The organism is Ensifer sp. B1-9 (assembly GCF_050474445.1).
GTDB lineage: Bacteria > Pseudomonadota > Alphaproteobacteria > Rhizobiales > Rhizobiaceae > Ensifer.
Genome location: NZ_JBCHVG010000013.1, coordinates 145,423 through 157,904, shown reverse-complemented (window position 1 = coordinate 157,904; position 12,482 = coordinate 145,423). Strand labels below are relative to the sequence as shown.

At 61.9% G+C, this 12,482-nt stretch carries 11 protein-coding genes; 6 read left to right on the top strand and 5 right to left on the bottom strand.

The genetic code is table 11. The annotated features are described in order from the left end of the window. Nucleotides 1-63: 63 nt before the first annotated feature. Nucleotides 64-870, bottom strand: a complete 807-nt coding sequence (locus ACQ5BM_RS24385; protein WP_429816959.1) for an alpha/beta fold hydrolase — start codon at nt 868-870, stop codon at nt 64-66. A 168-nt stretch (nt 871-1,038) separates the two neighbouring features. On the opposite strand from ACQ5BM_RS24385, the gene ACQ5BM_RS24380 reads away from it, so the two are divergent. Both ACQ5BM_RS24380 and ACQ5BM_RS24375 read left to right on the top strand, forming a co-directional pair. Then, nucleotides 1,039-1,284 carry a zinc-finger domain-containing protein gene (locus ACQ5BM_RS24380; RefSeq protein WP_429816956.1) on the top strand — a complete coding sequence of 82 codons (246 nt, stop codon included), beginning with the start codon at nt 1,039-1,041 and terminating at the stop codon, nt 1,282-1,284. A 9-nt stretch (nt 1,285-1,293) separates the two neighbouring features. Continuing rightward, complete coding sequence (locus ACQ5BM_RS24375; protein WP_429816953.1) at nt 1,294-2,460, top strand: FAD-dependent monooxygenase; 1,167 nt, start codon at nt 1,294-1,296, stop codon at nt 2,458-2,460. A gap of 174 nt (nt 2,461-2,634) precedes the next feature. Here the strand turns inward: ACQ5BM_RS24375 and ACQ5BM_RS24370 are convergent, their stop codons facing one another. Further along, complete coding sequence (locus ACQ5BM_RS24370) at nt 2,635-3,825, bottom strand: cystathionine beta-lyase (RefSeq protein ID WP_429816950.1); 1,191 nt, start codon at nt 3,823-3,825, stop codon at nt 2,635-2,637. Nucleotides 3,826-4,164: 339 nt separating this feature from the next. On the opposite strand from ACQ5BM_RS24370, the gene ACQ5BM_RS24365 reads away from it, so the two are divergent. From ACQ5BM_RS24365 to ACQ5BM_RS24350, 4 genes are all read left to right on the top strand, one after another. After that, complete coding sequence (locus ACQ5BM_RS24365; protein ID WP_429816948.1) at nt 4,165-5,190, top strand: amino acid ABC transporter substrate-binding protein; 1,026 nt, start codon at nt 4,165-4,167, stop codon at nt 5,188-5,190. A 92-nt stretch (nt 5,191-5,282) separates the two neighbouring features. Further along, nucleotides 5,283-6,476: an amino acid ABC transporter permease gene (locus ACQ5BM_RS24360; protein ID WP_429816946.1), complete on the top strand. Its 1,194-nt coding sequence runs from the start codon at nt 5,283-5,285 to the stop codon at nt 6,474-6,476. A 4-nt stretch (nt 6,477-6,480) separates the two neighbouring features. Continuing rightward, nucleotides 6,481-7,638, top strand: coding sequence for an amino acid ABC transporter permease (locus ACQ5BM_RS24355; RefSeq protein ID WP_429816944.1), 1,158 nt, complete (start codon nt 6,481-6,483; stop codon nt 7,636-7,638). Nucleotides 7,639-7,655: 17 nt separating this feature from the next. After that, complete coding sequence (locus ACQ5BM_RS24350; protein WP_113537665.1) at nt 7,656-8,432, top strand: amino acid ABC transporter ATP-binding protein; 777 nt, start codon at nt 7,656-7,658, stop codon at nt 8,430-8,432. A gap of 86 nt (nt 8,433-8,518) precedes the next feature. Here ACQ5BM_RS24350 and ACQ5BM_RS24345 read toward each other — a convergent pair whose 3' ends face one another. Genes ACQ5BM_RS24345 through ACQ5BM_RS24335 form a run of 3 tightly spaced genes read right to left on the bottom strand, consistent with a single transcriptional unit; the run spans nt 8,519 to nt 12,482 of the window. Beyond that, nucleotides 8,519-10,048: a caspase family protein gene (locus ACQ5BM_RS24345; protein ID WP_429816941.1), complete on the bottom strand. Its 1,530-nt coding sequence runs from the start codon at nt 10,046-10,048 to the stop codon at nt 8,519-8,521. Continuing rightward, nucleotides 10,045-11,589, bottom strand: a complete 1,545-nt coding sequence (locus ACQ5BM_RS24340; RefSeq protein ID WP_429816938.1) for a caspase family protein — start codon at nt 11,587-11,589, stop codon at nt 10,045-10,047. Before ACQ5BM_RS24340 ends, ACQ5BM_RS24345 begins: the two co-directional genes overlap by 4 nt. Before the next feature lie 2 nt (nt 11,590-11,591). Then, on the bottom strand, nt 11,592-12,482 hold the full coding sequence (locus tag ACQ5BM_RS24335; RefSeq protein WP_429816935.1) for an OmpA family protein: 891 nt from the start codon (nt 12,480-12,482) through the stop codon (nt 11,592-11,594).

Below are 12,482 nucleotides of genomic sequence, written 5' to 3'. Positions count from 1 at the left end.
CTATAGGGGAAATCCGACATGACTTAAATGGCCCGGCCCCAGTTCCACTCTCGGTCGAGCAGCTCAGGAGCGGGCAAGCCTAAGGTGCTCTCCGTCAACCTCCTCGAGGAACTCGAGTACGGCCTTCTTGAAAACCCGATCCCCGACCGCGAGCATATGGTCCCGGCCCGGAATATCAAGCGCACGCGCATTGGGCATCAGCGCCGCCAGTTCCTGCGGCGAGCCGGCAATGTCGTCCTTCGTCCCGACGCCGATCAGGGTGGGCACGTCGATGCGCCCCATGTCCTCGGCCGTCAGCAGATCACGGGATGTCGAGATACAGGCCGCAAGCGCCTGCCTGTCGCTTTTGGTCTGGTCGGCAAAGGCGCGGAACATGCGGCCGCGCGCATGGGTCACGACCTCCAGAGAGGGCGCCACCAGGGCATCGGCGATCGGGTCCCAATCCCCTACCCCTGTCACCATGCCGATGCCGAGGCCGCCGAAGACCAGAGAGCGCACCCGGTGGGGATGCGCAAGTGCCAGAAATGCGGAGATGCGGGCGCCCATGGAATAGCCCATCACATGCGCCTCGGCGATGCCGAGATGGCCCAGAAGCGCTACGGCGTCACCCGCCATCTGCTGCGGATGATAGAGTGCTGGATCATAGGGTTTGCTGCTGATGCCATGCCCGCGATTGTCGAGCGCGATCACCCGGTAACCGGCATCGCCCAGCGTCTTCAGCCAGCCCGGGAACACCCAGTTGACGTTGGCGCTCGAGGCAAACCCGTGAATGAGCAGAACGGGTGCGCCGGCTGGATCACCTTCGTCGAAGAAGGCTATCTCCAGGCCCTCGTGGGTAAAGCGGGAAAACGGCGGCGGATTGAGATCCATCTTTATCATCCTAGGGGTATCGATCCGGTGCAACCTAGTTCGTCGCCCTGGCGAGTGAAACCCCGCCCCGGCAAAAACCACAGCTGCGGCGTGTTTGCCGCTACACTTTTGCAGCAAAGCTCACTATGGTGCCGGCAACTTTCAGACTTGCATTCATCGGAGCATGACATGGCCGGCCACAGCATCCCGCACTTCCAGAACGACGGCGGACATCAGGCAATCGAAATCGGCGTCAAGGAATTCATGTGCACCGGCGCGTCCATTCCGTACGATCACCCGCACATCTTCATCGATATGGGCGACGACGACGAAAAGGTCTGCTCCTACTGCTCCACGCTCTATCGCTACAATCCGAAACTGAAGGCCACGGAAACCAATCCGCTCGGCTGCCTCTTCGCCCACAAAGCCGCCTGACGAGCCACGATGTCGCGCGCTGTCGCGATCATCGGCGCCGGTATCGGCGGGCTCACGGCCGCCTTGTGCCTCGCCCGCCGCGGCTTCGAGGTTGACATCATCGAGCGAGCCGAGGCACTGACCGAGGTCGGCGCCGGCCTGCAACTGTCACCGAACGCCTCGCGTATTCTTATCGGGCTCGGCCTTCTTGCGAAGCTCGAAGGCTACTGGAGTGAACCCGAGCACATCGGCCTGGTCGATGGCGTAACCCTGAGCCCTCTGGCCAGCGTATCGGCTGGCGCTTTCGCCCGCCGCCGCTGGCATGCCCCCTATGCCGTCATGCATCGTGCCAGCCTGCAGAAGGTCCTGCTTTCCGCCGTCGAGGCCGAGCCTCACTGCCGCCTGCAGCTTGGGCACCAGATCGATACTCCTGACGAGCGGACGATCGCAAAACTGACGGGGCGCCGCCCGGACATCATCGTCGGCGCCGACGGGATCTGGTCGCGATTGCGCAACAGCGTACCCGGTGCCGGCCGCGTCAGCTTCTCGGGCAACGTCGCCTGGCGCATGACGCTCGCGCGCGATGCGGCCCCAGGCCTCCTCAAACCGAACCAGGTGACGGCGTTCCTCGGTCCTCGCGCCCATCTCGTCGCCTACCCGTTGCGGGAAGTTGACGGCTTCAATCTCGTCGCGATCATCGAGGGCAAGGAGACCGACGCCATCTGGATCGGCAAGGATTCGGACGAGCGGCGCCAGGATTGTCTGGATGCTTTCTCACGCTGGAATGCAGGCATACGTTCGCTGCTCGAAATGGCTGCGGCTCCTAGCTATTGGCCATTGTGCACCGTGGACGACGGCGCCTGGCAGGACGGACGCAAGACCGTGCTGATCGGGGATGCGGCGCATGCGATGACGCCTTTTGCGGCACAGGGCGCAGCCATGGCAATCGAGGATGCCTTCGAGCTTTCCGACTGCCTGGCCACCGGCACCGATGTCCCACAGGCGCTGGCGACATTCGAAGCGAAACGCCGGCCACGCATCGCCCGGGTCCGGCGGCGTGCGGCATTCAATCACTTCGCCTACCATGCCCGGGGGCCCGTGCGCCTCGGCCGCGACATCGTCCTGAAACTCAAGGGACCGGACGCGCTCGCCGCCGACCTCGACTGGCTCTACGGCTACGGCGCCCAGCGACCCTAGTTTCCGACGCTACCGTATCTCTCCTTAAATCGACCTCGATTCGAGGGCGAAGACAGGCAGCAAACAAGTCTGCGGCGGCGACCTTTGCGAGTCCGACAAGACGCGCGGCGAAGCCTCCAGCCTTCAATAATCGATGGCGGCAAGGCGCCGCGAATGGTCGCGGCGCCCTTTTCGTCAGACGGCGTTCGCGGCCGCTAATCCCGCTTCGATGTCGCGGCGGATATCCGGCACATCCTCGAGGCCGATCTGCAGGCGGATGACCGGCCCTTCCGTCGGCGCCAGCGCGACCTTGCGATCTCCCAGGCCAACGTGAACGGCGAGACTCTCGAACCCGCCCCAGGAGTAACCCAGCCCGAACAGTTTCAGCGCGTCGAGGAAAGCGTGCGCCTTGGCCTTGAAACGATCAGGGCTTTCCGCCTTCAGGACGAAGGAGAAGATGCCGCTCGCGCCGCTGAAATCACGCTTCCAGAGTTCGTGGCCGGGGAAGCTTGGCAGCGCCGGATGCAGTACGCGCGCGACTTCGTCCCGCGTTTCGAGCCATTTCGCCAGCGTCAGCGCACTTTCCTGATGGCGTTCGAGACGGATGCCCATGGTTCTGAGGCCGCGCAGGATCTGATAGCTGTCGTCCGGCGAGACACAGACGCCAAGCGTGACCATCGCCTCCGTCAATGCCGGCCAATGCGCAGCGTTCGCCGACACGGTGCCGAAAAGCACGTCCGAGTGCCCGGAGGGATATTTGGTGGCCGCATGGATCGATACGTCGACGCCATGGTCAAGCGGCTTGAAATAGACCGGCGTCGCCCAGGTATTGTCCATGGTCACGACGCAGCCATGGCGATGGGCGGCAGTGGCAATCGCACGAATGTCCTGCATCTCGAACGTGTTCGAGCCCGGCGCTTCCGTGTGCACCAGACGCGTGTTCGGGCGGATCAGCGATTCGATACCCGCACCGATCATCGGATCGTAATATTCGACGGTGACGCCGAGACGCGTCAGCATCGTGTCGCAGAAGTGGCGCGTCGGGAAATAGACCGAATCGACGACCAACGCGTGGTCGCCCGCTGAAAGGTAAGCGAGGAACGGCACCGTCACCGCAGCCAGACCCGAGGGCACCAGGATCGTCCCGGCGGAACCTTCGAGCTCGTTGATCGCGTCGCAAAGCGCATCCGTGGTCGGCGTTCCGCGCGTCCCGTAGGTGTATTTCTGTGCGCGCGTTTCCATCGTCTTCGCATTGGGAAACAGCACGGTGGACGCATGCACCACCGGCGGATTGACGAAGCCGAAATAGTCGGAGGGATTGTTGCCGCTATGAGCGAGACGGGTGTTGATGCCCCTCTTGCCATTCACATTGCCGCTGTCTGCCATTGCATGTTCCGCTTCTAATTTCGAATGAGAAACTCTTCGAATGAGCTACAACCGCGGTCAAGTGGCAAAAATCATGGAGTGTCGTTTTGGCAGTTATTGGCGGGCATTTGGCGATTTTTCGTCCAGCGCCCGCTCGCTTCCCCCAAGAACTGCCTAACTTTCTGGCTTGTTTCGAGTTTTTCACATGCAAAATCAGAAAATCGGCAGCCTCTCTTGACCCTCATGGAATTTGAGCATGAGATAGCCTGTACTCGCGCCAGGAGGGTGGCGGAGACTGCACGCGCCAGGAGAGGCGGCGGTGCAGGCGGGAACTAACGACAACAGAAAAAGGTTCTAAAAATGGCAAGAAGAATTCTGACAGCTCTCGTTGGCGCTGCTGTCATGGGGATTGGCACACAGGCGGCTTCCGGCGCCACCCTTGACGACGTGAAGGCCAAGGGCTTTGTCCAGTGCGGCGTGAACACCGGCCTTGCCGGCTTCGCGGCACCGGATGCTTCGGGCAACTGGAGCGGTTTCGACGTTGACTACTGCAAGGCAATCGCCGCCGCGATCTTCGCGGATGGCAGCAAGGTAAAGTACACGCCCACTTCGGCCAAGGAACGCTTCCCGGCACTGCAGTCCGGCGAGGTCGACGTCCTTGCCCGCAACACCACCTGGACGATCAACCGCGACACCGCGCTCGGCTTCAACTTCCGCCCGGTGAACTACTATGACGGCCAGGGCTTCATGGTTCGCAAGAGCCTGAACGTCAAGTCGGCCCTCGAGCTTTCGGGCGCGGCCGTCTGCGTGCAGACCGGCACCACCACCGAACTCAACCTTGCCGACTACTTCAAGTCCAACAACCTGCAGTACAATCCGGTCGTCTTCGAAAAGCTCGAAGAAGTGAACGCCGCCTATGACGCTGGCCGTTGCGACGTTTACACCACCGACCAGTCGGGTCTCTATTCGCTGCGTCTGACGCTGTCGAAGCCCGACGATCACATGATTCTGCCGGAGATCATCTCGAAGGAGCCGCTTGGTCCGGCCGTTCGCCAGGGTGACGACCAGTGGTTCGACATTGTCAGCTGGGTCCACTACGCCCTGATCCAGGCCGAAGAGTTCGGCATCACCCAGGCAAATGTCGAAGAAATGAAGAAGTCCACGAACCCGGACGTCCAGCGCTTCCTCGGCGTCGAAGCTGACTCGAAGATCGGCACCGACCTCGGCCTGACCAACGAATGGGCCGTGAACATCATTAAGGCCGTCGGCAACTACGGCGAAGTCTTCGACCGCAACATCGGCGCCGGCAGCCCTCTCAAGATCGAGCGCGGCCTCAACGCATTGTGGAACAAGGGCGGCATCCAGTACGCACCGCCGGTCCGCTAAAGCGATCTGACACGACTGGGGAAGCGGACCACCGCTTCCCCATCCCAACGATAAAAACACCCAAAAGGGTGAAAAGGGGAAAGAGGCATTGTATGGCGATTGGCGTCACAACTACGCCTGAGAAAAGCAAAACGTCCGGGTCGATCATCAACGACCCGCAGGTCCGTGGCATCTTTTATCAGGTACTCACTCTCGTCGTTCTCGCGGCCTTCGTCTACTGGGTGGCCGACAATACGATCGAGAACCTCAAACGGGCGAACATCGCCTCCGGCTATGCCTTCCTGAAGGGGCGCGCCGGCTTCGACGTCGGACAATCGCTGATCGCCTATACCAGCGATTCAACCTATCAGCGCGCGCTGTTCGTCGGCCTGTTCAATACGCTGCTCGTGGCGATCTGCGGTATCGTCACGGCCACCATCATCGGCTTTACGGTCGGCATCGGCCGATTGTCGCACAACTGGCTGATCGCCAAGTTGTCGCTCACCTATGTCGAAGTGTTCCGGAATATCCCGCCGCTGCTCGTCATCTTCTTCTGGTACAGCGGCGTCCTGGCGATCCTGCCTCAGCCGCGCGAATCGGCGGCGCTGCCGCTCAACATGTTCCTGAACAACCGCGGTCTCGCCTTTCCGAGGCCGATCCTCGGTGATGGCTGGCAATTCACGCTCTTCGCCTTCGTCGTCGCGATCGTCGCAAGCTTCGCGGTGGCGCGTTACGCGCACAAGAAGCAGGAAGCAACCGGACAGCGCTTCCCGCTTCTATGGACCGTCGTCGGTCTCCTCGTCGGCCTGCCGCTGCTGACATTCCTTGCGAGCGGATCGCCGATCACCTTCGACGTTCCGATTGCCGGAAAGTTCAACCTCACCGGCGGTTCGGTCATTGGACCGGAGTTCCTGTCGCTGTATCTGGCGCTCTCGTTCTATACTGCGGCCTTCATCGCGGAGATCGTGCGCGCCGGTATTCGTGGCGTTTCCAAGGGACAGACCGAGGCCGCGCACGCACTGGGAATCCGGCCGCGCCTGACGACGCGACTCGTTGTCGTTCCGCAGGCGCTGAGGATCATCATTCCGCCGCTTACCAGCCAGTATCTGAACCTCACCAAGAACTCGTCGCTCGCCGTCGCGATCGGTTATGCGGATCTCGTCGCCGTCGGCGGGACGATCCTCAACCAGACAGGTCAGTCGATCGAGATCGTCACGATCTGGATCGTCGTCTACCTGTCACTGAGCCTGGCGACATCGCTGTTCATGAACTGGTTCAACGCCCGCATGGCCCTGGTGGAGAGATAAGACAATGAGCACACACCAGGCAACTTTCGTCCGGGCTTCGATGATCGAAGCTTCGGCTCCGCCGATCGCAGAAGGCGGCATCGTCCACTGGCTGCGCCAAAACCTCTTCGCCACGCCGAAGGACATGGTGCTCACCATCATCGCCGCGCTTGCGCTCGCGTGGCTCCTGCCGCCGGCGATCCAATGGCTCTTCCTTGACGCCGCTTGGACCGGAGGCGGGCGTGGTGTCTGCGCCACGGTTGCGCAGGGCGGCTCGCAGCCGGAAGGCTGGAGCGGCGCGTGCTGGGCTTTCGTCAATGCGAAGCTCGATCAGTTCGTCTACGGGCGCTACCCGCTCGACGAACGCTGGAGGCCGACCCTTGTCGGAATCCTCTTCATAGTTTTCCTCGTGCCGATGTTGATGCCGAAGCTCCCTTACAAGAGCATCAACGCCATTTTGCTGTTTGCGGTGCTGCCCGTCGTTTCCCTGATCCTGCTTCCGGGCGGCTGGTTTGGGCTGACCTTCGTCGAAACGCCGCTTTGGGGCGGCCTGATGGTGACGCTCATTCTCTCTTTCGTCGGCATCGCGGTGTCGCTGCCTTTCGGCATTCTCCTGGCCCTCGGCCGACGATCACATATGCCGGTGATCAAGATGCTTTGCACCGCCTTCATCGAACTGGTGCGCGGTATTCCGTTGATCACGGTGCTGTTCATGGCCAGCGTCATGCTGCCCTTGTTCCTGCCGCAGGGCGTCACCTTCGACAAGTTCCTGCGCGCGCTGATCGGTGTCTCGCTCTTCGCCTCCGCCTATATGGCTGAGGTGGTGCGCGGCGGCCTGCAGGCCATTCCCAAGGGACAATATGAAGGGGCCGATTCCCTTGGCCTCAGCTATTGGCAGAAGATGAACCTGATCGTGCTGCCGCAGGCGCTGAAGCTGGTGATCCCGGGTATCGTGAACACCTTCATCGGCCTCTTCAAGGATACGTCGCTGGTCTCGATCATCGGCATGTTCGATCTGCTCGGCATCGTTCGCTTCAACTTCACCGATGCAAACTGGGCCTCCTCGGTCACGCCGATCTCGGGTCTAATTTTCGCTGGCTTCATATTCTGGCTTTTCTGCTTCGGTATGTCGCGCTATTCAGGCTTCATGGAACGCGTGCTCGACACGGCCCATAAACGATAAAATGAGGGGAGGACCGCATGGCAAATACCGCCACTGCTTCCAAAATGACTGTATCTGCAACGGATGTTGCAGTCGAAATCACCGGAATGAACAAATGGTACGGGGACTTCCACGTCCTTCGTGACATCAACCTGAAGGTCATGAAGGGCGAGCGCATCGTCATCGCCGGCCCGTCAGGCTCCGGCAAATCGACGATGATCCGCTGCATCAACCGGCTGGAAGAACACCAGAAGGGCAAGATCGTCGTCGACGGCATCGAGCTCACCAACGACCTGAAGAAGATCGATGAAGTGCGCCGCGAAGTCGGTATGGTGTTCCAGCACTTCAACCTCTTCCCGCACCTGACGATCCTGGAAAACTGCACGCTTGCACCGATCTGGGTCCGCAAGATGCCGAAGAAGCAGGCGGAAGAAATCGCGATGCACTTCCTGAAGCGCGTCAAGATTCCGGAACAGGCCAACAAATATCCGGGCCAGCTCTCCGGCGGTCAGCAGCAGCGCGTGGCGATCGCCCGCTCGCTGTGCATGAAGCCGAAGATCCTGCTGTTCGATGAGCCGACCTCGGCACTCGACCCGGAAATGGTCAAGGAAGTGCTCGACACCATGGTGAGCCTGGCCGAAGAAGGCATGACCATGCTGTGCGTGACCCACGAAATGGGCTTCGCCCGCCAGGTCGCCAACCGCGTGATCTTCATGGACCAGGGCCAGATCGTCGAGCAGAACTCGCCGGCCGAGTTCTTCGACAATCCGCAGCACGAGCGCACCAAGCTGTTCCTCAGCCAGATCCTGCACTAAACCAATTCCGGACGGAGAGCCGTCCGAGAGAAACGCCCCGCCTCGATCAGGCGGGCGTTTTCATTTTCAGCGATCGGATCGTCATCCTATTCCACGCGATAGCGCAACGTGCCGACGGACCAGCGAATACCGCGCGTGTCGAGATCATCGGCCCAGGTCTTCTGCAATCGCGCAACGATGTCGCCAAGCGCCTCCCGGGCATTCAGCTCGACCTTCAGCCCACGGGCTTTCGGCGCAATGCCGCTCAAATCGACGGCATCGCTGACCACAAATGCGACGAGGACGTTTTCGCCCGCACCCGACGCCTCAAAATCAAAGCCGTAATATTCATCCGGCAATGTCAGCGGCACGTCTGGCGCAAGCGGCGTGATCTTCTGCGCGAACTCATTCGGAAAGATCTGCGTCGCCTTGCCCTGGCTGTTCACGTCGAAGAGCAGCAGGTCGCCGCTGGTGCGGCTGGTTACCGTCAGCTTGAAAACGTCGCCGGCCTTCATGGTTGTCGGTCGGTCTATGGCAATCCTGACATCTCCGGTCTCTGTCTTGCCGATGATGTCGCTCACGGCGTTGACGGCATTGGCGTCTTGATGAGTGGGGTGGGCTAGGTTCGGAGTGCGAGCTTGCAGATAAGCCCCCTGCCCGTTGCCACTTGCAGCCAACTTTTCGGGCACGACCGCGCTCTCACCAAAAGCCTGCGCCTTGCTTTCCAACTGCGGATCGAGATTGCCGCATTTGTCCTGCGATGCGCAGTAAGCGGTCGATTGCGCCTTTACGAACTCGAGAAGCTCGGCGTTGCTCGTCAAGCCGTTGCCGTTCGCATCGGCGGCATTTCCGGTCTGGCCAGCAATGAACGCGGCCGTGAACACGCCGTGGCGCCCCTCAACAGGAAGCCGCACATCGTCCCAGGCGACCTGGTATGGCGCAGCCGCGCTCCAGACGGTCACACCCGCTTCCGCGAGCTTCGGCTTATCGACGACGGCAAGATCGATCCTGAGGCCGCGCGTCAGCGCTTGCTCAAACGGCTTGGCATGCGGGCGTGGCAGGAAACGAGCGCCCTCGATGCTCGCTGCTATATCGTCGGAGAGCGAGCGAGAGATCGGGCCGGAATGGCAAGCGTCGATCACCATCGTCACCGCCCGCCCCTGCAACCGCTCCAGGACCTGGTCGATCTCGTCGTCGAGGATCGCGCCTTGCCAATCGGTTTCGCCGGACACGATATCGACAGGCGCCAGCGCCTCGTCCAGTCCATCCGCCTCGTCACCATCCGCATCCTTCACCTGAAGGCCGTGGCCGGAAAAATAGATGTAGACGCGATCGCCGGGCTCGGTTGCATCGACGAGCCACGAGTTCATCGATGAGAGTATCTCCGCTCGCGTCGCCTGTTCGTCCTTCAAAACACGGATCGAGGGCGCGTCGAAACCGAGCCTGCCCATCAGCAGGCCCTGCATTGCCCCGAGATCGTTCTTCGGACCTTGAAGCGCGAACTGCGGCGGCAGGCTCGGATAGCTACCGACACCAATGAGCAAGGCCCGGTCGCCGGCTGTGGCAGGACCCGCGTGCAAGGCGAGACATGTCATCACAGCAAGCACCGCACGCCATGACTTGCCATGCGCGCTCATTGGCCCCGCTCCCTCGTGTAAAGCGGCTGGATGGCGACCGTGCTGTCGCTGCCTTCCAGTCGCGTCTCAAGAAGGCGCAGAAGCGCCGCGGCATCGAGCTTGGAGTTGGAGAAGGCGGCCGCAATGGCGTCGATCGGCGCATCGGTCGAAATGACGACCAGATGATCGGCGCCGAAGGGTTTCACCACCTCCAGGCCCTGAAGCTGAAATGCATGGCTGCCGCTGCCGGCGATCTGCGCATCGAGAAGCTGCGCTTCACCGTTATTCGCCAGATTGAAAACCAGCATGTTGGCGTAGTCGCCCTGCGTCGCCTTAAAATTGAGACGGTCCCCTGCCGCATAGATGTCCTTGAGCGGTGTCAGCGAAACGCTGCCAGGGCTCTGCGCCGCCAAGGTTTTCAGGAAGTCGACCAGGATGAACTTGTCGACGGCGCCCTGGAGCATTTCCGGCGCGATATGCTCGCCGGCGACATCGCCGTTCGGCGTATAGAACACGCCGGTCGCCGCATCCCAGCGGTAGGGCACGCCCTTGCCGTCCAGATTGTTGAGCGGGGGCGCCGCACCGGTGACGCTCAATGCCAGTTTCCCCGTCCACCCCATGTCACGCGGTGATTTCAGCCTCGTCCTGGCCGCGCCGGTCGCGGTCGTGTCAATCGTTGCACTGCGCTGCAGCGACAGAACAATCTCCTTGTCGGAGCGCGGCAATTGCGGCGTAAAGTTCGGCACCTGCAGGGCTTCCGACTGAAGCTTGACGTTAGAGAAGACGTAGTCCTCGAGTTCGATGCGCGAGATCCGGCCATCGCCGTCGCGATCGGCAGCGCCTTCGAGAGCCCGGGCAAAGCTCCAGCTCAGGGCCCCGCGCGGCTCTCCGCCGATTACCACTTCCGGAGTCGGCTGGCTTTCCAGCGACGCGGCGAGGATCGTCACGCGCGACAGTTCCGCCTCCTTCACCTTGGCGCCGTTGAGCGCCGCCTCGGATGGCGGAGGTACTTTCGCTCGCACGATCGGCGCAAGCCGCGTCTTGCCGGATATGGATCGGTTCATGCCACCGGAAAAGCAGCTGTCGGAAACGAACAGAACCTGAATGGCCTTGGCCTCCGCTTCCGCGAACCAGGCGTTCAGTTCGTTGTCGACGATGATCTCCTTGCCCGTTTCCTCCGCACGGCTTCTATCGAAGCCTGGCAGTTCCAGGAACTCGTCGAGGCCGTCCTCCTCGCTGCCGGCGACCAATTCCGGCATCTGCGCGCCATGCCCGGCATAGGTAAAGACGATCGTATCGCCACGGGCTGCGCCGGCGACCAGTTCGCTCCAGGCGGAGCGAATGGCGTCCTTCGTCGCCTGCTCGTTGATGAACTGCCGTATCGTGCCGACATTGGCCGCCTTTAACGCCTGCGCGACATCGCGTGCATCCTTGACCGCGCCGTCGAGGCTCACTTCATGGGGATAGGCATCTATCCCGACGACAAGCGCCGACGTGGCGGCGAGGACGGGAGCTACCGGCAGGAGCAAGAGAGCCGTCGAAAGCAGGATCCTGTGCAGCACCGCTAGTTCCCCACATCCACTTCCACCCGCCTGTCGAGCTGGTGCAGCATCATCTCGTCATAGGCGCGCGGATCGTCCGGTTTGAACGGCTCTTCCTCACCCCTGCCGACGACTGTCCAGGTGCCCGGATAGCCGGCATCGACGAGGTACTTCGCCAATGCCTCGGCGCGCGCGATCGACAGCGCCTTGTTCGCCTCTGTCGTGCCAACCGGATCGGTATGACCAATCAGCGTGATTGTCGGCGGCTTCGCCGATTTCAGGCATTCGAAAAGATCCTTTGCCGACTGCAATCCCTCGGGCGTGAACTCGGCGGTGCCGAAGACGTAACGCACCGGCGTGGCCTTCTTCCTGATCGATATGCCGCGGTAGGAGAACTTGCAGGCGCCGCGCGCCGCGAGCTTGACGGGCTTGGCTGCCGCAAGCCGCATCTCCGAGGCCAGCCTGTCCAGCCGCAGGATGTAGTCCTTGTCCGGCGCCATCCAATCAGGTGTCAGCTCTTCGTTCGCCGTATCTTCCAGCGCCTGCTGATAATAGGTCGCCGCCGCCTCATAGTCCCGGCGCTCCCGGTTGATGTCGCCGAGAGCATCGAGGATCTGCCAGGGGCCACCGGCGTCCCTGCTCGCAGTCGTCAGGTCGCCTTCGAAGCTTTCGAGCTTGGCGCCCTGGCCCACGGCGGCCACGACACGGTTGAAGGTCGCCAGTGCCGCGATCCGACGCGTCAGCGCGATCTCAGTCGCCGAACATCCCGCGAAGCGCTCGGGATCGACCGCTGCACGCGCTGCCGCCTCGTCGCCGCGGTTCAGCGCCTCGGACGCCTGGCGAAGGCCATCGCAGGCCGTCGCGGGCAAGGCGAAAGGCAGCGCCAGTGCCGACGCGAGAATGAGGGATGTCAT

What these genes read in the sequence shown, in the direction of transcription:
- ACQ5BM_RS24385 (WP_429816959.1), bottom strand. Translation starts at nt 870, where the DNA reads ATGGATCTCAATCCGCCGCCGTTTTCCCGCTTTACCCACGAGGGCCTG.
- ACQ5BM_RS24380 (WP_429816956.1), top strand. Translation starts at nt 1,039, where the DNA reads ATGGCCGGCCACAGCATCCCGCACTTCCAGAACGACGGCGGACATCAG.
- ACQ5BM_RS24375 (WP_429816953.1), top strand. Translation starts at nt 1,294, where the DNA reads ATGTCGCGCGCTGTCGCGATCATCGGCGCCGGTATCGGCGGGCTCACG.
- ACQ5BM_RS24370 (WP_429816950.1), bottom strand. Translation starts at nt 3,825, where the DNA reads ATGGCAGACAGCGGCAATGTGAATGGCAAGAGGGGCATCAACACCCGT.
- ACQ5BM_RS24365 (WP_429816948.1), top strand. Translation starts at nt 4,165, where the DNA reads ATGGCAAGAAGAATTCTGACAGCTCTCGTTGGCGCTGCTGTCATGGGG.
- ACQ5BM_RS24360 (WP_429816946.1), top strand. Translation starts at nt 5,283, where the DNA reads ATGGCGATTGGCGTCACAACTACGCCTGAGAAAAGCAAAACGTCCGGG.
- ACQ5BM_RS24355 (WP_429816944.1), top strand. Translation starts at nt 6,481, where the DNA reads ATGAGCACACACCAGGCAACTTTCGTCCGGGCTTCGATGATCGAAGCT.
- ACQ5BM_RS24350 (WP_113537665.1), top strand. Translation starts at nt 7,656, where the DNA reads ATGGCAAATACCGCCACTGCTTCCAAAATGACTGTATCTGCAACGGAT.
- ACQ5BM_RS24345 (WP_429816941.1), bottom strand. Translation starts at nt 10,048, where the DNA reads ATGAGCGCGCATGGCAAGTCATGGCGTGCGGTGCTTGCTGTGATGACA.
- ACQ5BM_RS24335 (WP_429816935.1), bottom strand. Translation starts at nt 12,482, where the DNA reads ATGACATCCCTCATTCTCGCGTCGGCACTGGCGCTGCCTTTCGCCTTG.